Consider the following 19,454-nt stretch of genomic DNA (forward strand, 5'->3'; position numbering starts at 1 on the left):
ACATGACGACGGACGCGGCCGAGGACTGGAAGCACTGGCACGAGCAGCGCACCGCGACGGTCTCCGCGCCCCATGGGCCCCTGGCGCTCCGCGCGACCCACTGGATCGAAGATCATCCGGAGGGGCGAATTCCGGACATGCCCGGCCGCTGGGCCGTCGACGGGGACGCGGTGCTGCTGACGGCCGGGGAGTCCGATGGCGTCCGGGTGGCCGGGCGGCCCCTGAACGGGCAGGTCAGGCTGGTGGCGGATCTCGGTCCGGCGGGTGACGCCCGGGTCGCGTACGGGGAGCGCCGGTTCGTCGTCCTCGTACGCGAGGGCGTCTGGGGTGTACGCGACTTCGACCCGGCCTCACCTGCCCGGCAGGCGTTCCGCGGCATCGAGGCCACCTCGTACGACCCGCGCTGGTCGGTGCCGGGGCGCTTCACGCCGTACGTGCGGAAGCGGACCGTGCGGGTGGGGAACGCCGACGGGCGTGAGCGGGGACTCGGGCTCGGCGGGGAACTCGCCTTCACGCTGGACGGCCGGGAGTCGACGCTGCAGGTGACGGTCCAGGAGGACGGCTCGCTGTGGGCGGTCTTCGCCGACTCCACCAGCGGGCACGGAAGTTACCGCTTCCGGTTCCTGAAGCCCGCGGCGCCCGACGCGCGGGGGCGCACGACGGTGGACTTCAACCGGGCCCTGCTCCCGCCGTGCGCATTCGCGGACCACTTCATCTGCCCATTCCCGCCGCCGGGGAATACTCTGGGCGCGGAGATTGCGGCCGGAGAGCGCAATCTGCTCCGGTGACGCGCACCGCCCGATCCGCACCGCCTGATCCATCTGATTCGCTCCGACCCGTCTGACCTGCACGGTTCGACCCGCACCCGTGATCCGCACCGGCTGATCCGCACGCACCCCACACATCGCGTCGAAGAGATCAACTTCCGTGGGACATACGTAAGTTGAACGCCGTACGGCCGAAAGGCGCCCTTGCGTCGTTCGGGTGCACGGCCAAATACTCCCCCCAGCGCCTTGTCAGGGGCACGGCGTATCCGGAATCCGGACACTCTGCCTCTGGCGTGCGCCTCACGGGCCCCGACCCCACGCGGGCCCCCGACTTCCCTTTGGAGGGAACGAACAGTGAGGACCAAGCGCACCACCCCCCGTAGTGGCATAGCGAGACGGACCCGGCTGATCGCCGTGAGCACCGGACTCGTGGCCGCGGCAGCGTTCACCGTCCCCGCGGCGAACGCGAACGACGCGTCGACGTTCAGCACCACCCAGCTGAAGAGCGCCAACTCCGCGGTGCTCAAGGCCGATGTGCCCGGTACCGCCTGGGCGACCGACGCCAAGACCGGCAAGGTCCTGGTCACGGTCGACAGCACGGTCTCGAAGGCGGAGATCGCGAAGATCAAGCAGGCCGCGGGCGCCAACGCGGGGGCTCTGGAGATCAAGAGCACCCCCGGCAAGATCAACAAGCTGATCAAGGGTGGCGACGCCATCTATGCGAGTAGCTGGCGCTGTTCGCTGGGCTTCAACGTCCGCAGCAGTTCGGGCGTCGACTACTTCGTGACCGCCGGTCACTGCACCGACGGCGCCGGCACCTGGTGGTCGAACTCGGGGCACACGACCACCCTCGGCACGACGGCCGGGTCCAGCTTCCCGACCAACGACTACGGGCTGGTGCGCTACACCAACACCTCGGTCACCAAGTCGGGGACCGCCGGCAGCGTGGACATCACCAGCGCGGCCACCCCGGCGGTGGGCACCAACGTCATCCGTACCGGTTCCACCACCGGTACGCGCACCGGACGGGTCACCGCCCTCAACGCGACCGTCAACTACGGCGGCGGCGACATCGTCTACGGCATGATCCAGACCACGGTCTGCGCCGAGCCCGGTGACTCCGGCGGTTCGCTCTACGGCAGCAACGGCGTCGCCTACGGTCTGACCTCCGGCGGCAGCGGCAACTGCACCTCCGGCGGCACCACGTTCTTCCAGCCGGTCACCGAGGCCCTGAGTGCCTACGGCGTCAGCGTGTACTGACCGGTACGCGTCAAAGTAGGATCTGTCCGAACGGTCTTGACCTGCAGCCAGCAGCAGACGAGCCCCCGCACACCGTTCGCGGTGCGGGGGTTCGTCCTTGCCGCACACGAACGACGCCGGGCCGCCCGGGAGCCGAGCGGGGTCCTTGCGGGTGGCCCGTGCCGGATCAGCCGTCGGTCCGGTTCAGCTGTCGGTCCGGTTCAGCCGTCGGTCCTCGGGGTGGCGCACAGCCAGTCCAGTACGTCGGGGAGGGCCTCCAGCGCCGAGAAGTGGCCCCCCTTCGGGTCCAGGACGGGGCGGGCGCGGGGGATGGCACGGGCCAGCCACTCGAAATGGCCCACCGGGGAGAAGGTGTCCTCGGCGCCGTGCCACAGCAGCACGGGCCGGGTGATACGCGCCGGGTCGAAGCCCCAGTGGCTCAGCAGCGCGAGATTGTCGTCGAGCCAGCCGTACGCCGAAGTGTGCAGCGCCTCACGGTAGTTGCGCAGCAGCATGTCGCTCACGGCCGGGGTGGAGACGATCCGCCGGTCGGAATCGGTGAGGCCGTCCCGGACCGACGCGAGGAGCTGCGCCGGGTCCGTCCGGATCCCGGCGGCCCGCGAGGCGAGCCGCTCCGCGAAGTCCACGGGGTCGGTCAGCGCCCCGGTGAACTCCTCGACGCTCGACTCCGCCATCCCCTCGAACCAGTTCAGCCCCTCGCTGGAGGGCGGCGCGAGGCTCGCCAGCGCGGCGGCCCGCCGTACCCGGGTCGGCAGCAGCGCCGCACAGGCCAGCGCGTGCGGGGCCCCGCCCGCCCGGCCCAGCACCGCGAACGGACCCAGTTCGAGGGCGTCGGCCAGCGCCGCCACGTCCCGCGCCGCCTGTGCCACCCGGCGTCCCGGGCCGCGGTCGGAATCCCCGTACCCGGGGCGGTCGTACGCGATGAACCGCACCTCGGGGCGCGCCTCGATCAGGTCCTGCGGCACCACCCCGGTCCGGCAGCCCGGAGTGCCGTGCAGCAGCACCACCGGCGTGCCCTGAGGGTCGCCCCATTCCTCGAACGCCAGCCGCCGTCCGTCCCGCATCCGTATCCCGCCAGGCACCGCTGTCCTCCATCTCCCCTTCGTCCGAGCGCCGGAGTTACCGTCGAAGTACACACCTTTTGCGCCCGTTACGGACCCTGGGGGTCGTCATGGTCGAGGAGCTGGTGACGGCGGGAGTGGCACTCGCGTCCGTCGGAGCGGTGTACGGGATGGCCGCGGCCCGGGTCGTCAAACAATACGAGCGCGGAGTGGTGCTCCGGCTCGGAAGGCTGCGATCCGGGATACGAGGTCCGGGCTTCACCATGATCATGCCCTTCGTGGACCGGCTGCAGAAGGTCAATATGCAGATCGTGACGATGCCGGTGCCCGCGCAGGAGGGGATCACCCGGGACAACGTCACGGTCAGGGTGGACGCCGTCGTCTACTTCAAGGTGGTGTCCGCCGCCGACGCGGTCATCAAGGTCGAGGACTACCGGTTCGCGGTCTCGCAGATGGCGCAGACCTCGCTGCGGTCGATCATCGGCAAGAGCGAGCTGGACGATCTGCTCTCCAACCGCGAGAAGCTGAACCAGGGCCTGGAGCTGATGATCGACAGCCCGGCCGTGGAGTGGGGCGTCTCCATCGACCGGGTCGAGATCAAGGACGTGTCGCTGCCGGAGACGATGAAGCGGTCCATGGCGCGCCAGGCGGAGGCCGATCGTGAGCGGCGGGCCCGGGTCATCAACGCGGACGCCGAACTGCAGGCCTCCAAGAAGCTGGCGGAGGCCGCCGGGGTGATGTCGGAGCAGCCCGCCGCGCTCCAGCTGCGGCTGCTGCAGACCGTGGTGGCGGTCGCGGCGGAGAAGAACTCCACGCTCGTGCTGCCCTTCCCGGTCGAGCTGCTGCGGTTCCTGGAGCGAGCCCAGCCAGGGCACGGCCCGCATCCGGCGCATCCGGCGCATCCGGGGACGGCTCATGTGCAGTCCCGGCCGGCGCCGCAGCCGCCGCAGGCGGAGCAGGCTGAGCAGTCACCGCGGGAGCTGTCCGAATCGCAGCAGGCACTGGACGGGGCGGTCGGGGCAGCCGGGGCGGACGGGGAGGGCGGGGCTTCGGAGCAGGCCTCGGGCCAGAGCTCGGACCGCGCGTTGGACCGGTCCCTGGAGCTGGCGGCTCAGGCGCAGAAGTTGCTGACCCAGTGGCAGCAATCGATGCAGGAGCAACTCCCGCCCGTCGAGGCACCGCTGGATCCGGACTTCCGAGGGTCGAATTCAGGACAGGACTAGACCTCACAGAGGGGCGTTGGTTACTCGCTCGTAGTATTTGCAATGGGGATCGACGTGGTGGGACGGCGTTCTTGTCAACGCGCGTCAACCGTGCGGGGGCGCACGTCGGTTGTCGTGCGCGCGTCCTGAAGTCGACCTTGTGTGCCCCGGTGCGGCCTCGGAATAGTGGGTGGTGTCCGTTGGCATGGACGCGGCTTTTTTTGCGAGTCGTCACCATTGCCACACACCTTTCGGTCGCGATGGTCCCCACTACCGCCGCGTCCGACCCCCCACAGGAGGACACGAGTTGAAGCACCGACGCATACCCAGGCGACGGGCAGTCGCAGTTGGCGCGGGCATCGCCGCACTCGTCGCGGGTGGAGTCACCTTGCAGAGTGCGAACGCGAGTGAGAACGCGCCCACCCCCGAGCTGAAGGTCCTCTCGGTCACGGCGGCCGGAAAGCTCGCCTCGACGCTCGGCAAGGACCTCGGCGGCGACGCGGCGGGAACGTATTACGACGCGAAGGCCAAGAGCCTCGTCGTGAACGTGCTCGACCAGGCCGCGGCCGAGACCGTCGAGTCGGCGGGCGCCAGGGCCAGAGTCGTCGAGAACTCTCTCGCCGACCTGAAGAGCGCCCGTACGACGCTGAAGCAGGACGCGACCATCCCCGGCACCTCGTGGGCGCTCGACCCCGCGACCAACAAGGTCGTCGTCACCGCGGACCGTACGGTCACCGGTGCCGAACTGACCAAGCTGACCAAGGTCGTCGACGGGCTCGGCGGCACGACCGAACTCAAGCGGACGAAGGGGGAGTTCAAGACCTTCGTGGCCGGCGGTGACGCCATCACCGGCAGCGGCGGCCGCTGCTCGCTCGGCTTCAACGTGGTCAAGGGCGGCGAGCCGTTCTTCCTCACCGCCGGGCACTGCACCGAGGGGATCACCAACTGGTCGGACTCCTCCGGTACCGAGATCGGCGAGAACGCGGACTCCAGCTTCCCCGACAACGACTACGGCCTGGTGAAGTACACCGCGGACGTGGAGCACCCGAGCGAGGTGAACCTCTACAACGGTTCCGCTCAGGAGATATCGGGGGCCGCGGAGGCGACCGTCGGTATGGAGGTCACCCGGAGCGGGTCCACGACCCAGGTGCACGACGGGTCGGTGACCGGTCTGGACGCGACCGTGAACTACGGCAACGGCGACATCGTCAACGGGCTCATCCAGACCGATGTCTGCGCCGAGCCGGGGGACAGCGGTGGGTCGCTGTTCTCGGGGAGCAGCGCGGTCGGACTCACGTCCGGTGGCAGTGGTGACTGCACCTCCGGTGGGGAGACGTTCTTCCAGCCGGTGACCGAGGCGTTGTCCGCGACGGGTACGCAGATCGGCTGACGATCGGCTCCGCCGTGGTGTGAAGGCCCCGGTCCCGCTTGCGCGGGGGCGGGGCTTTTGCGTTGCGCTGCGTTGTGTCGTGGGTGCGGGTTCGGTGGGGGTGTGCCTCAGTGATTGCGCAGTTCCCCGCGCCCCTGGAGGTTGTCTGGAGGGTGCGGGTTCGGTGTGGCGCGGCTAAAAGATTGCGCAGTTCCCCGCGCCCCTAGGTCGTTCGGAGGGTGCGGGTTCGTTGTGGCTGGTCGCGCAGTTCCCCGCGCCCCTAAAGGCCTCGGGGCTGAGCTTGTCTGTTACGTGAGCCTGCAGCCAGGGTGATTGCTGTGCCCAGGGCTGCCCATGCTGCCAGGATCAGCATGGAGGCGGTGATGTCGTTGGACTTGAAGTAGGCGATCGAGCGGGTCGCCCAGGTTCCGGCGCCCGGGGGGAGGGCGGGGCCGATCGCTCTCCAGAACGGGGGGAGCATCGGCGGGGGGAGCGCGCCGCCCGCGCTCGGGTTGCCCAGGATCACCACCAGCAGCACCGCCACTCCGATGCCGACGATCCCGAAGACGCACTGGAGTGCCAACGTGGCGGCGCCCACCGCGAAGGTGATGAGCGCGCCGAGTCCCCAGAGGGCGGCCACGCTTCCCGGCAGGGCGCCCAGGACCGGTCCGACGATGACCGCCCCGCCGAGCCCGCCGACGATCGCGACCAGGGCCATCGCGGCGAGCCGGATCACCGCGCGCCGCAGATTGGCCGGCCGCGCCCCCGTACTGATCGCCAGCGCCGACGCGCACAGATAGCCGCCCACGCACCAGCCGACGACCAGGTAGAACGGGGTGAGCCCGTTGGCGTCCTGCGCGTCGGCCGGGACCACGTCGACGGTCCGTACCGTGCGCCCCTGGTCCTTCTCCACCGCGGTGGTGAGGGAGACCAGGGCGTTCGACAGGGCCTTGCCGCCGCCGGAGGCGACCAGCAGGGTGTCGGTGGTGCCGTTCGGGTCGACCAGCAGGGCGCCGTCGATGTCACGGTTCACGATCCGCTCACGTGCCGTCGCCTCGTCGGCGAGCGCCCGGGGGTTCAGGGGGCCGCCCGGCAGTTTTTCCAGCCGGGCCACCGTCTGCTCGGCGGCGGCGCCCGGCGCGACCACCCCGAACGCCACGTCCTTCGGCTTCGGGTGGTGCAGTGCCCCCACGTAGGAGGCGATGAAGAGCAGCTGCAGGGCGACCACGCCGACGACGAGCAGGGTGGCCCGCGGAGTGACCGCGTCCTTGACCTCGGCGAGGAAGGACTTGGGCGGGGCCTCTGCTGTCCGTGACATGTCCCCACGGTCCGGGGATCGCGACGTTTGCGCAGGTGGGACGGGTCCGAACGGATGTCGTACAGATGTTCGATGCGGGTGTCCGGAAATGGTCTATGGTGGGGGTGAGGAACTTGGGAACTAATGTTCGATGGCCGGGTGAAAGCCCCTGGTGGTGGAGGTGCGCGTGTCCGGCTTCACGCATCTGCACACCGCTTCCGGGTACTCCCTGCGGTACGGGGGATCCCACCCGGAGCGCCTCGCCGAACGCGCCGTCGAGCGGGGCATGGACGCGCTGGCGCTCACCGACCGGGACACCGTCGCGGGCGCGGTCCGCTTCGCGAAGGCCTGTGCCGCGCAGGGCGTGGGCGTGCGCCCGCTGTTCGGGGTCGACCTCGCGGTCGAAGAGCCCGCCGGAGGGTCCGGGAAGGGGGTGTCCGGAGGGCCCGCGGGGGTCGCGGGAAGGGCTGCCGTGGAGTCCGTACGGGGTGAGCGGCGCCGGACTCCCGTACGGGGCGGCGCCTTCATCGACGAGTCGACACCCCGCGTCACCTTCCTCGCCCGGGACGGCGCGAAGGGCTGGGCCGATCTCTGCAGGATCGTTACTGCGGCGCATGCGGGCGAGGGACAGCCGCTGCTGCCCCGGGCGGAGAACCACGCCGAGGGGCTGACCGTGCTGCTCGGCCCGGCCTCCGACGTCGGCCGCGCGCTCACCGCCGGACGGCCCGACCGGGCTGCGGCACTGCTCGCACCCTGGCGGGAGGTGTACGGCGACGCCCTGCGCCTGGAAGCGGTCTGGCACGGACGCGAGGGCACAGGACCCGGCTCCCTGCGGCTTGCCGCCCGTACCGTCGGCTTCGCCGCCGAGCAGCGGGTGCGCCCGGTGCTCACCAACGCCGTCCGGTACGCCGACCCCGGCATGGGCCCGGTCGCCGACGTGCTGGACGCCGCCCGCCGGCTGGTCCCCGTAGACCCCCGCAAGGAGCTGGACAGCGGAGAGGCCTGGCTCAAGGACGAGGGGGCCATGCTCGCCGCCGCCGAACGGATCGTCGAGGCCGCCGGCTACCGCCGCGACACCGCCCACCGGCTGCTCGAACAGACCCGGGCCACTGCCGACGAGTGCCGGGTCGACCCGGAGGACGACCTCGGGATCGGCGCGGTGCACTTCCCCGAGGCGCACCTCGTCGGCGCCGGGCGCCGCACCGCGCAGCGCGTACTGGCCTCCCGGGCGGCGGCGGGGATGACGCGCCTCGGGTACGACCGCTCCTCCCGGGCGCGGGAGTACTGGGAGCGCATGCACCGCGAGCTGGACATCATCGCCCATCACCACTTCGCCTCCTACTTCCTGACGGTCTCTCAGGTCGTGGACGACGTGAAGGGGATGGGCATCCGGGTCGCCGCGCGCGGCTCCGGGGCGGGCTCGCTCGTCAACCACCTCATCGGCATCGCGCACGCCGACCCCGTCGAACACGGACTGCTGATGGAACGCTTCCTGTCCAAGCGCCGCGCGGTCCTGCCCGACATCGACATCGACGTGGAGTCCGCGCGCCGCATCGAGGTCTACCGCGCGATCATCGGCCGGTTCGGCACCGAGCGGGTCGCGACGGTGGCGATGCCGGAGACGTACCGGGTGCGTCACGCGGTACGGGACGTCGGCGCGGCCCTCTCCATGGACCCGGCCGACATCGACCGTATCGCCAAGTCCTTCCCGCACATCCGCGCCCGCGACGCCCGCGCCGCGCTGGCGGAACTCCCCGAACTCCGTTCCCTGGCCGAGGAGTCCGCGCGGAAAGGGTCGAAGTACGGGCGGTTGTGGGAACTGGTGGAGTCGCTGGACGCCCTGCCGCGCGGAGTCGCCATGCACCCGTGCGGGGTCCTCCTCTCCGACGCCTCGCTCCTCGCCCGTACGCCGGTCGTGCCGACCAGTGGCGAAGGGCTCCCCATGGCGCAGTTCGACAAGGAGGACGTCGAGGACCTCGGGCTGCTCAAGCTCGACGTGCTGGGCGTGCGGATGCAGTCCGCGATGGCGCACGCGGTGGCCGAGGTGAAACGGGCGACGGGCGACGAGGTCGACCTGGACGCCGTCGCCGTCGAGGAGGGCGACCCGCGGACGTACCGGCTCATCCGGTCCACGGAGACGCTGGGCTGCTTCCAGATCGAGTCGCCGGGGCAGCGGGACCTGGTCGGCAGGCTCCAGCCCGCGACCTTCCACGACCTCGTCGTCGACATCTCCCTCTTCCGCCCCGGACCGGTCGCGGCCGACATGGTGCGCCCGTTCATCGAGGCACGGCACGGCCGCGCGCCGGTCCGCTATCCGCACCCGGATCTGGAGGAGCCGCTGCGGAGCACGTACGGGGTCGTGGTCTTCCACGAGCAGGTCATCGACATCGTCGACATCATGACCGGCTGCGGACGGGGCGAGGCGGACCGGGTGCGGCGCGGGCTGTCCGACCCCGAGTCGCAGGAGCGGATCCGCTTCTGGTTCGCACAGCACGCGGCCTCGCGGGGGTACGACGCGCAGACGATCACCCGTACCTGGGAGATCGTCGAGGCCTTCGGGGCGTACGGCTTCTGCAAGGCGCACGCGGTCGCGTTCGCCGTGCCGACCTATCAGTCGGCGTGGCTGAAGGCGCACCACCCGGCCGCCTTCTACGCGGGGCTGCTCACGCACGATCCCGGGATGTACCCGAAGCGGCTGCTGCTCGCGGACGCGCGACGGCGGGGGGTGCCGATCCTGCCGTTGGACGTGAACCGATCGTCGGTCGCACACAGTATCGAACTGGTGTCTGAATCCTCTGAAGGGGTACGGGACTCGGAGGGGACCTGGGGAGTGCGGCTCGCGCTCTCCGACGTGCACGGGATCAGCGAGGCCGAGGCGGCCCGGATCGAGCAGGGGCAGCCGTACGCCTCGCTGCTCGACTTCTGGGAACGGGCCCGGCCGAGCCGCCCGCTGGCCGGACGGCTCGCGCAGGTGGGCGCGTTGGACACCTTCGGCGCCAACCGCCGTGATCTGCAACTGCACCTGACCGAGCTGCACCGGGGCGCACGCGGCGCCGGCGGTGCGGGAGGTTCCCAACTCCCGCTGAACGGAGGCCAGCAGACCGCGTCGGCCGGGCTGCCCGACCTCTCCTCGGCGGAACGGCTCAGTGCCGAACTGGGCGTGCTCTCCATGGACGCCTCACGCAATCTGATGGACGATCACCGGACGTTCCTGGACGAGCTGGGCGTCGTCACGGCACGCCGGCTGCGGGCGGCCGAGCACGGCGAGACGGTGCTGGTCGCGGGCGCCAAGGCCGCCACCCAGACACCCCCGATCCGCTCCGGAAAGCGGGTCATCTTCACCACCCTGGACGACGGTACGGGCCTGCTCGACCTCGCCTTCTTCGACGACTCCCACGACGCGTGCGCGCACACCGTCTTCCACTCCTGGCTCCTGCTCGTGCGCGGCGTGGTGCAGCGGCGCGGCCCGCGCAGCCTCAGCGTCGTCGGGGCGGCCGCCTGGAACCTCGCCGACCTGGCGGAACTGCGGCAGGAGGAAGGGCTGGAGGGAGTGGCGATGAGACTGGCCGAGCCGCGGGGAGGGCCGGAGGGCGGGGTCGAGGGGGCGCCCGGGGGTGAGTCCGGGGCCGGGGCCGGTTCCCGGGGGTCGGGGGATCCGACGGGCGGCCGTCGCATCCAGTTGCCCACGGGATACGAAATGCATCCGTGGGCCGATCTGCGCCCGGCGGGCGAGGGGCCCGCGAGCGGAAAGAAACTGTGGCACCAGAGCCCGGGGAGTGCGGGATGACCATCCTCTGCGTACGTTTCCAACTGCCGCCGATGTACGAGGCCGCCCTGCCCGGGCTCCTCGGCACGTTGGAGGAGTTCACCCCCGTCGTCGAGGCGCTGCCGCCCGACGGGGCGCTGGCCGATCTGCGGGGCGCCGAGCGGTACTTCCGGCGGGACGTCGTGGAACTGGCCTCGCTGATCCGGGTACGGGCGCTCGCCTGGCACGGCGTCGACTGCGCGATCGGGGCGGGGCCCGGCCCGATGTTCGCGCGGATGGCCCTGCGGGAGGCCGCCCCCGGGGAGATCCGGGTGGTCCCCGAAGGCCCCCTCGCCCTCACGGAGTTCCTGGCGGAACGGCCCGTCGGGGCGCTGCCGGGAGTCGGTACGGCCACCGCCCGCACCCTGTGCGAGTACGGACTGGACAGCATCGGCAAGGTGGCCGCCGCGCCGCTGTCCACACTGCAGCGGCTCACCACCGCCCGTACCGGCCGCGAACTGCACGAGAAGGCGCGGGGCATCGACCGCGGCCGGGTCGTACCGAACGCCGTCTCCCGGTCGCTCGCCGCCGAACGGCCCTTCCCGCGCGACGAGTTGGACCCCGCGCAGCATCGGCGCGCGCTGCTCTCCGCCGCCGGGGAGCTGGGCTCGCGGCTGCGCGCCCTGGAGAAGGTGTGCCGCACGCTCACCCTCACCGTCCGCTACGCCGACCGATCGCTGACCACCCGCAGCCGGAAGCTCCCCGAGCCGACCGCCCACTCCTCCGCGCTCACCGATGCCGCGTACCGCATGTACGAGGCGCTGGGCCTGCAGCGGGCCCGGGTCCGTGGTGTGGCTCTGCGGGCCGAGGGGCTCGACCCCGCCGACCAGGCCTCGCACCAGCTCACGTTCGATCCCGTGGACGAGAAGGTGCGGCGCCTTGAGGAGGTGGCGCACCGGGTGCGGGAGAAGTTCGGGGCGGGGGCGGTGGTGCCGGGGGCGCTTGCGGCGTAGCCGCGTTGTGCTCCGCAGGGGGGGCCGGGGGAGTGTGTCGGGTGCGGGCCGGTGGGGGCTTGTCGCGCAGTTCCCCGCGCCCCTTTCGGGGCCCTGGGGCGTTCGGTCGTGGGTCGAACTAATCGGGGAGGGTGAAGTGCGGGCGTTGCGCGATCATTTGTTGCGCATTGCCCCCTACGGTCCCATCAGGCCCGCCTGGTGACGGTTCAACGGCACGTGTCAGTGCTCCCGGCTATCACTGGAAGTTTTTACTGACGCGTAACTTCACACATTTACTACTCGCCCGTAACTTGAAAAAAGAACAGCATCCTCGTGATCCGGATCACAGGGCGTATGGCCTCGTCACTCCCTTGAGCCGCAAGGAGATCACCCGATGCTGCCCTGGAAGCACCTGCTCAGACCGCTGTCGGCGCTGCTGCTGACCGCGGTGGTCACGATCGTCCCCGCCACCACGGCCACCGCCGCCGGCACCGACCGGGCCGCGACCGCGACCAGCAGAGGCTGGAACGACTACTCCTGCAAGCCGTCCGCCGCCCACCCGCGCCCCGTCGTCCTCGTCCACGGCACCTTCGCCAACTCCGTCGACAACTGGCTGGGCCTCGCGCCCTATCTGGTCAGCCGCGACTACTGCGTCTACGCCCTCGACTACGGGCAGCTTCCCGGCGTACCGCTCGTCCACGGGCTCGGTCCCATCGACAAGTCGGCGGAGCAGCTGAAGGTCTTCGTCGACAAGGTGCTCGCCGCTACCGGGGCGGCCAAGGCGGACCTCGTCGGCCACTCGCAGGGCGGCATGATGCCACGCCACTACCTGAAGTTCCTCGGCGGCGCCGCCAAGGTGAACGCCCTCGTCGGTATCGCCCCCGACAACCACGGCACCACCCTGAACGGACTGGCCAAGCTGGTCACGCACTTCCCCGGCGCGAGCGAGGTGCTCTCGGCGGCCACTCCGGCCCTGGCCGACCAGGTGGCCGGCTCCGCGTTCCTCACGCGGCTCAACGCGGGCGGCGACACCGTGCCGGGCGTCCGCTACACGGTCATCGCCACCCGGTACGACGAGGTCGTCACGCCGTACCGCTCACAGTTCCTCGACGGCCCGAACGTACGCAACATCCTGATCCAGGACCTGTGCGCGCTCGACCTCTCCGAGCACGCGGCGATCGGACTCGTCGACCGCATCGCCTTCCACGAGGTCGCCAACGCCCTGGACCCGTCCCGAGCCACCCCCACGACCTGCCTGTCGGCGGTCAGCTAGCCCGAGCCCCGTAAGGGGCGCGGGGAACTGCGCGCCCAGCCACAACCGGACCCGCAGTTCCCGTACAGCCGAACCCCTACGATCCCTACTTGCCGGCGGCAGCCCTCCGGCGGACGGACGCGAACATCGCCGCCGCCCCGAGGGCCAGCGCCCCCGCCCCACCCACCGCGAGGTACGCGGTCGAGTCGGACCCCCCGGTCTCGGCGAGGTTCGCCGACGCACCGGCGGGTTCGGCACCGTTCCCGGAGCCGGGCTCGGTCTCGGCCTCGGCGGCTCCGGCCGTCTCCTCGGCCCCGGCCCCGGAGTCCGGGTCCGACTTCGTGCCCGCGGCGGCCGTGACCGAGGCCTGGGTCTTGGGGTCGTCGTCCCCGTGCCCGCCGTGCTCCACGGACGACTCGTCCGCACCGTCCGCGATGTCCTCGTCGGACGGCGCCGACGCGGCCGGGGCCGCGGAGGCCTCCGCACCCGCGCCGCCCTCGCCGAAGACGACGTCCGAGCAGGTGTAGAAGGCCTCGGGGGAATCGGAGCGCTGCCAGATCGAGTAGATGAGGTGGCGGCCCGACTTGACCGGGACGACCCCGCTGAAGACGTAGTCGCCGTTCTCCAGCTTCGGGTCGGTGACCTTGAGGAACGGCGTCGACTCCAGGTCCGACCACTTCAGCGGCTTCGCCGGGTCGTACCCGTCCTTGGTGACGTACAGCTCGAACGACCCCTTGTGCGGGGCGGTCCCCTTGTAGCGGAAGGTGCGGTTGCCCGAGGTCAGCTGCGTGGCGGGCCAGTCGGCGCGGGCCAGGTCGAGGCCCTTGAACTTGTCGTTGCCGGCGCTGCACAGCTTCCCGTCGGGGATGATCTCCTTCGACTTCCCGGCGGCGTTGGCGATGTTGACGCCGTTCCAGTCGTAGAGGGCCTGTGTGCCGCCGGCCGCGACCGCCGCCTTGCAGGCGGCGGACTTCGGGTTCTCCGGACCCTCCGCGAAGCAGCCCGCGACCCGGCTCACCGGGTCCGTCATCGAGCCGTGGGCGACGGCGGGAGCGGCGGCGAGCGCGGTCAGCGCGAGCGGGGCGACGCCGACCGCGACGACGGTGGCGATACGGGCGGCTGCCTGGTGGCGAGCGGGCATGGGGGTACTCCTCGAAACGGATCCGGCGGGTGCCTGTGATGCCTGGGGGCGATCAGCAAGCTAGCCCCTGGAAACCGCGAAATCGCCTGCTGGGAGCGGGTGGAGGCGATCCTTATGGTGCCGTTAAGACAGGGCTAACCGAGGGCTCAGGCAGAGCGGTTGAAGGGCCCTGCCTCACCTGCGGGCGAAAGGCGCCACTGTCCGTGGCAGTTCGCGTCCGTCCGCTGCCGGACGCGTCAGTTGGCTCCCCGTATGGCTCCCGGCTGATCGATGGTTCGACGCAGAAAGACGGGGGGGGCTGGTTTCAGCGCTGGAGGCGACGCAGTGTCAACATTTTGAGGGGGGGGAGGACCATGTCGCACGAGAGGAGCGGGCTCCTTGAACCGTCCGCGCGTCGTCCAGAGCACCTGAACGTCATGCCGACACAGGTGCTTGGGTATCGCAAGTCCGTTCGGCGTCATCGGACTCAGGAGGTGTGTGTGGACGACACTGCTGCCTGACGCATCAAATCCCTGTTGACGGTTGCGTGATCGGACGATATTAAAAGACTGCTACGCCAAACCTGTCGCCCACCCTCGTGCGGCAATTCGGTTTATTCAAAATCTCTCACTGGAATCGGTGAAACAAGAAGTGCAGCTGCTGAAGATCGAGGCAAGAAATTTCAGGGCGTACGACAATCTGCATTTGCCTAATAATCCAGGTGGCTTGACGCTTGTAACTGGACCCAACAATACGGGCAAGAGCTCACTTCTAAACGTTCTAGACGTAGTCGCAATGGTGCCTTCAGAGACATATTTTGGACGCTACGGAACGCAGCCAGAAGTGCGTGTGCGCTTTTCCCTCAGTTTTCGCGAGAGGGTGGAAGCTTTCCACGGTGTAAACGTAGTTGCCGAGGAGGATGCCGAAAAGCTACTAGCCAAATCTGATCTTGAATGGGTGGAGTGGGCATTTGCAGGGCATGACGGAAAGATGGTCCCGATAGAAATCAGGACGTATCTTCACGGACAAGAAAGGTCAATTGCAAAAGTCCTTCAGGATGGATCTCGCTTCAAGATTCTCGCGCCAAGTATGGTGCTGAGCCACTGGGATGGAACTCCGAATACCACTGCCGGGTTCGATCTAGAGACAGCGATTTTGGCTCTCAGTACACCGATAGTCTTGGATCCTCTTGCCAAGCTGCTTGAATTTTTCCTGGAATGGCGGAGAGGATATTTTCATTTTGAACCCCTGCGTCGCTCGCGAGCCCGCGAGGTCTCTCTTGCTTCTCACGAGCGACTGGAAAGTGACGGTCAAAACCTTGCCGAAGTCCTTCTGCACCTGCAACATAACGAGCCTGAAGCGTGGAGACATCTAGGCGAGCTACTTGAGCGTATCGTTCCAAATGTGGGGCAACTCATGACGCCCACCTCGCAAGGTATGTTTCATGTTGCTTTCCGGGAAAAATGGGTGGGGGGTAACTTTTCGCACAACCTTAAGGACGTGGGAACGGGTGTTGAGCAGGTGCTACTAACGCTCGTGGCAGGGCTGACATCAGCAGCGCACACCCTAGTGCTGGAAGAGCCAGAGACGGGGCTACATCCAGCCGCGCAGCGTGCCTTGCTCAGTGTGATTCAAGATTGGGCACGCCAAGGACGCAATTTCTTCATCTCCACACACTCGACAGTCTTCCTCGATTGGGCATCTTCGAACATCTTGGAAGTTCGTAAGGAAGGTGCGGCTTCTAAAGTGCAGTTGGTCTCGACTAACCGCGAAAAAGTACTCCATGCGCTGGGAGTTCGCCTAAGTGACGCTCTGTCCGCTGAAAGGCTGCTCGTCCTCGAAGGGAAATCAGACGAACTGATCATTGAGCAGTGGTTTCCTCATCTAATTGGTGACCCAACCGTCGCCATTATCAGAGGTGAGGGAGGTGACAGTGCACGCCACGTCGATATCCTATCAAAATGGCTGGAGCAAGCGGACCCAGTCGGATTGCGCAAGGTTCTATATATTCGCGATCGAGACGAACTGCCTCATAGGCTCGTGGAAAAACTGAATGCGAAAGATTCAGCTTTCCTTCTGCCCTGTCGGGAAATTGAGAACCTGCTGGTTGATTTTGTTGCACTTTCAGCACACCTGGAGGATTGTGGCGCTCAAAGAAAGCTGTCGCCTAGTGAGATCGAAACGTACGCTCGCACGGTTGCCGATAGTTTGCAACAGGTTGTAGTAATGAAAAGAACATCATGGGACCTTGAGCCTCTCAGGTTCGTTGACAATAGCTCGCGAAATAAAATGGCTAAGGCGAATTTCTCCAGGGAGGAAATGATTGCGCGGACCGTCTCGCAAATTCCCGATAAAATGGAATTCGCCGATTTTGTGCGAACTCGATGGAATGAAAATGAGGGGCAGATTCGGGAGCTTTGGGAGAGGGATTGGCGCATCCTCGCTCCTGGGTATGAGCTGCTAAATTCGATCTATAGAAGGTATCTGGATAGGTCGTACGACAAAATTGCAGACGGCCCTAAGCTTGCCGCCAAAGTCACCCCTATCCCCGAACTGGTGCGAATTGTAGAATCCTTTGTGCGGTAAGTTCTTAGCTGAGAGAGCTGGCAGCCGCGTACTAAAGCGGGGCAGCGAGTGCTCTTGCCTGGAAGTCGGCCTGCCCCGGTGCCGCACTTCGTGGGATCCTTGGCGGCGAACGATGGACGAAGCGAGGGGGCGAAGTGTCAGACGCCAGTCCGCGAGGGACCTATTTGGTCATTGCGGAGGTGCTGCGAGAGCAGATCGTAGAGGGAGAGTCGTTGCCTTCGGAGGCAGCCCTCATGCGCTCTCACGGTGTCTCGCGGAACACTATCCGTCGCGCGCTCAAGACGCTCGAAGCGGAGGGCGTTGTCGAGGCTGCACCCGGCATCGGATGGCGTCCCGCTGGGAGCGGTGACCGCCGGTCGCTTGCCGATCGCATGAACGACGTGATCACGGAAGACTCTCTGAAAGTAGGCGATACCTACCCGTCAGAGGCGAAGCTGTGCGAGCGGTTCGACGCATCCCGAACCGCTGTGCGTCGCATCCTTGCGCAGATGGAAGGGACCGGCCTGCTCGCTACTGTTCACGGGAAGGGGCGCACGGTGCGCGCCCTCCCGACTCCCGCCTCGCGGCCGTAGTCTTGGCAGTCATGGGACTGACTGAGTGGGCTTACTCGCTCTCCGAAGCGATGCTGTCCGAACCGTTGCCGCGCCGGTGGGCGCACTCTCTCGGGGTCGCCAAGCGTGCTCGCTCGTTGAGCCCGATCCTGGGAGCCGATGCGGAGCTGCTGGAAGCCGCGGCCGTGCTGCATGACGTCGGGTACTCGCCGGCCATCGCCACCACGGGCTTTCACCCACTGGATGGCGCGCGATTTCTCCGGGATCAGGAGGGAGCGGACGAGCGTGTCGTTCGTCTCGTGGCTCACCACTCTTGCGCGCTGCTGGAAGCCGAGGAACGCGGATTGAGGCGTGACCTAGAGGGGGAGTTCGAGCTAGAGCGGCCGGACCTGGTCGACGCCCTGGTGTACTGCGACATGACGACAACGCCCGATGGGACACCGACCACGCCGGCCGCGCGGCTGGACGAGATCGTGAAGCGGTACGGTCCCGACACGATCGTCGGGCGGTTCATTCAGCGCGCGTCTCCCGAGATCTATGCAGCGTCGGAGCGTGTTGAGAGCCGGTTGGTGCTGGTCTCTGCCGACGGTTAGCCAATGTAGGGTTCCCGTCGCGATGCATCCAAGCCGTGCCGAATGCGCAGCATCATCGACGGGTGGATATCGAGTCGGTCTAGGTCCGCTGGGTTTACCCAGCGGACCTCTTTTGATTCACTACTTGTGCGCAGAGAACCGCCCGTGGGGTGAGCCCGGAAGCAGATGGAGAACTGTTGCCGGACTTCCCCGTCGTCGTACGCCAGCACGTGAGAAGGGTCAGTGTAAAGCCCGACGATGTTGTCGACCACAACCTGAATTCCTGTCTCTTCCGAGACTTCCCGGACGACTGTTTCGCCGATGCTTTCACCAATGTCGTGACCGCCGCCAGGAAGGGCCCATAGGTCGTTGTCGGTCTTATGGATGAGAAGAAGCTGCCCTGAGTCGTCCTGGACAACTGCGGTGACTGAAGGCACCACTGAGTTGGCTTGCGGAGCGTTCGGGTCGCGGAAGTAGTCGATGCGGCTCATGAGTGCGTGCCTTCCCAATCGGCCGGCGTGGAGATAGGCCGGGCGGACTCCCAGACCCTCTCAACACTCTCAGCGTAGGAGTCGAAGAGTTCTCCGCCGGGGACGCGTCGCAGGTGCAGTACAGGGGCCATGTAGGCGCCGACGCCGTAGAGGTGACCATTCGCCAGCATCTCGTCATCGGCTCGATAGATCGAGTTGTATAGGGTGGTGCTATGTAGGCGAAATTCCACCCCCGGGAGACGGAAGAGCGGGCCGTAGTTGATTAGGGCGTTCCGGATCTTCCCTCCCATTGTCGCGCCGATTCCCTCGTCTTCCCCGCGCACTGCTACAGCGGACGACGTCGGCTCTCCCAGCATGAAGCGGATCGGGACTCCATCGGCGGACTTTTCTTTCACGATGCGATGGAATGTCGCGTCTTCTGTGAGCCAAAATCCGGAGTACACCAGCACGTCGAATTGTCGCGTCGATTTGGAGTAGAGGTTCGTCCACAGCGTCTGCATCACGACGGACCGGTGTGGATAGAGCCTGACTAACTCCGCATTACCAGAAGCCGTGACCTCGGCCGAGGTGCGTTCGTCAGGCCATAGGTACGACACTTCGCACTTTAGTAGTGAGGCGGTCGCGTACTGGAAGCGCCGGTACGGCTTGCGCTCGGGGTCGTTGATCCATCGCTCAACCGTCTTGGGCGCGACCCCGAGCCGCTCGGCAACCTCATCAAGGGTCAGGCCCAAGTCCACTATGGCGCCGCGCAGTCGCTCGTTCGCCATGCCAACCTCCGTCTAGCCGGGACGACTTGGTACGACTTCACGCTATCCAAGAACGACTCAGGTCGTACAGGTGCGAAGTCGATCGTCGTCGCTGTCGGAGTCAGGCTCTAGGTACATCACGGCGAGGGGCTCGCCGAACTTCAGAAAGTCGAAGGGCTTGACGGAGCGAACCCCTCTCTGCATGATGAGGAACACGTACTACATGTACCTCTCGGGGCGGGGACGCTGCAATCCCGCTAAAGGCCAGGTGGAACAGGGTTTCGGCCCGTACTGGCGAGGTGGCCCGGCGACCGCGAGCAACGGCCGGAGTGTGGGGACTGGGTCCCCCTTGCAGTGCTGGTTCTTGTTCCTTCGATCTTCGGGAGTGCTGTGCGTCAACGAATGTTTTGGGCGTCGCCGTGATGGACCGACCGGCGGCGCCT

Annotated in this window: 15 protein-coding genes and 1 pseudogene; 11 read left to right on the top strand and 5 right to left on the bottom strand. The window is 67.7% G+C overall.

All coding sequences use genetic code 11. The features are described from left to right. Nucleotides 1-2: 2 nt before the first annotated feature. Both J8N05_RS18155 and J8N05_RS18160 read left to right on the top strand, forming a co-directional pair. A complete protein-coding gene (locus J8N05_RS18155; RefSeq protein ID WP_210884055.1) occupies nt 3-788 on the top strand; it encodes a DUF1684 domain-containing protein in 786 nt (261 codons plus the stop codon). 333 nt (nt 789-1,121) lie between these two features. Next, on the top strand, nt 1,122-2,027 hold the full coding sequence (locus tag J8N05_RS18160; protein WP_210884056.1) for a S1 family peptidase: 906 nt from the start codon (nt 1,122-1,124) through the stop codon (nt 2,025-2,027). Between the two features lie 200 nt (nt 2,028-2,227). On the opposite strand, the gene J8N05_RS18165 is transcribed toward J8N05_RS18160, so the two are convergent. Continuing rightward, entirely contained in the window at nt 2,228-3,109 is an 882-nt protein-coding gene (locus tag J8N05_RS18165) for an alpha/beta fold hydrolase (protein ID WP_210884058.1), read from the bottom strand. A gap of 89 nt (nt 3,110-3,198) precedes the next feature. Between J8N05_RS18165 and J8N05_RS18170 the strand changes: the two genes are divergently transcribed. Next, a complete protein-coding gene (locus J8N05_RS18170) occupies nt 3,199-4,311 on the top strand; it encodes a slipin family protein (RefSeq protein ID WP_247706312.1) in 1,113 nt (370 codons plus the stop codon). A 286-nt stretch (nt 4,312-4,597) separates the two neighbouring features. Beyond that, entirely contained in the window at nt 4,598-5,680 is a 1,083-nt protein-coding gene (locus tag J8N05_RS18175; RefSeq protein WP_210884060.1) for a S1 family peptidase, read from the top strand. A 259-nt stretch (nt 5,681-5,939) separates the two neighbouring features. Here J8N05_RS18175 and J8N05_RS18180 read toward each other — a convergent pair whose 3' ends face one another. Next, on the bottom strand, nt 5,940-6,977 hold the full coding sequence (locus tag J8N05_RS18180) for an ABC transporter permease (RefSeq protein WP_210884061.1): 1,038 nt from the start codon (nt 6,975-6,977) through the stop codon (nt 5,940-5,942). Nucleotides 6,978-7,143: 166 nt separating this feature from the next. Between J8N05_RS18180 and J8N05_RS18185 the strand changes: the two genes are divergently transcribed. The 4 genes and pseudogenes from J8N05_RS18185 to J8N05_RS18195 all read left to right on the top strand — a co-directional run bounded on the left by J8N05_RS18185 (nt 7,144) and on the right by J8N05_RS18195 (nt 12,966). Further along, nucleotides 7,144-10,743 carry a DNA polymerase III subunit alpha gene (locus J8N05_RS18185; protein WP_210884062.1) on the top strand — a complete coding sequence of 1,200 codons (3,600 nt, stop codon included), beginning with the start codon at nt 7,144-7,146 and terminating at the stop codon, nt 10,741-10,743. Continuing rightward, a complete protein-coding gene (locus tag J8N05_RS18190) occupies nt 10,740-11,714 on the top strand; it encodes a DNA polymerase Y family protein (protein WP_210884063.1) in 975 nt (324 codons plus the stop codon). Before J8N05_RS18185 ends, J8N05_RS18190 begins: the two co-directional genes overlap by 4 nt. 118 nt (nt 11,715-11,832) lie before the next feature. Further along, nucleotides 11,833-11,916: pseudogene (locus J8N05_RS47335) on the top strand (MarR family transcriptional regulator); the annotation flags it as partial. Between the two features lie 171 nt (nt 11,917-12,087). Next, nucleotides 12,088-12,966, top strand: a complete 879-nt coding sequence (locus tag J8N05_RS18195) for an esterase/lipase family protein (protein WP_210884066.1) — start codon at nt 12,088-12,090, stop codon at nt 12,964-12,966. Nucleotides 12,967-13,051: 85 nt separating this feature from the next. On the opposite strand, the gene J8N05_RS18200 is transcribed toward J8N05_RS18195, so the two are convergent. Beyond that, nucleotides 13,052-14,086: a lytic polysaccharide monooxygenase auxiliary activity family 9 protein gene (locus J8N05_RS18200; RefSeq protein WP_210884067.1), complete on the bottom strand. Its 1,035-nt coding sequence runs from the start codon at nt 14,084-14,086 to the stop codon at nt 13,052-13,054. A gap of 618 nt (nt 14,087-14,704) precedes the next feature. Here J8N05_RS18200 and J8N05_RS18205 point away from each other — a divergent pair. The 3 genes from J8N05_RS18205 (at nt 14,705) to J8N05_RS18215 (ending at nt 17,795) form a co-directional block, all read left to right on the top strand. Beyond that, nucleotides 14,705-16,651 carry an AAA family ATPase gene (locus J8N05_RS18205; protein ID WP_210884068.1) on the top strand — a complete coding sequence of 649 codons (1,947 nt, stop codon included), beginning with the start codon at nt 14,705-14,707 and terminating at the stop codon, nt 16,649-16,651. 134 nt (nt 16,652-16,785) lie between these two features. Continuing rightward, on the top strand, nt 16,786-17,223 hold the full coding sequence (locus J8N05_RS18210; RefSeq protein ID WP_210884069.1) for a GntR family transcriptional regulator: 438 nt from the start codon (nt 16,786-16,788) through the stop codon (nt 17,221-17,223). 11 nt (nt 17,224-17,234) lie between these two features. After that, nucleotides 17,235-17,795 (top strand): HD domain-containing protein, encoded by a 561-nt coding sequence (locus tag J8N05_RS18215; RefSeq protein ID WP_210884071.1) that lies wholly within the window; start codon nt 17,235-17,237, stop codon nt 17,793-17,795. On the opposite strand, the gene J8N05_RS18220 is transcribed toward J8N05_RS18215, so the two are convergent. Together J8N05_RS18220 and J8N05_RS18225 are read right to left on the bottom strand one after the other, a co-directional pair. Further along, nucleotides 17,792-18,265 carry an NUDIX hydrolase gene (locus J8N05_RS18220; protein WP_210884073.1) on the bottom strand — a complete coding sequence of 158 codons (474 nt, stop codon included), beginning with the start codon at nt 18,263-18,265 and terminating at the stop codon, nt 17,792-17,794. The two genes, J8N05_RS18215 and J8N05_RS18220, sit on opposite strands and share 4 nt — an antisense overlap. Next, a complete protein-coding gene (locus J8N05_RS18225; RefSeq protein ID WP_210884075.1) occupies nt 18,262-19,032 on the bottom strand; it encodes a helix-turn-helix domain-containing protein in 771 nt (256 codons plus the stop codon). Before J8N05_RS18225 ends, J8N05_RS18220 begins: the two co-directional genes overlap by 4 nt. Between the last annotated feature and the right edge of the window lie 422 nt (nt 19,033-19,454).

It is taken from the genome of Streptomyces liliiviolaceus, from assembly GCF_018070025.1.
Taxonomy (GTDB): domain Bacteria; phylum Actinomycetota; class Actinomycetes; order Streptomycetales; family Streptomycetaceae; genus Streptomyces; species Streptomyces liliiviolaceus.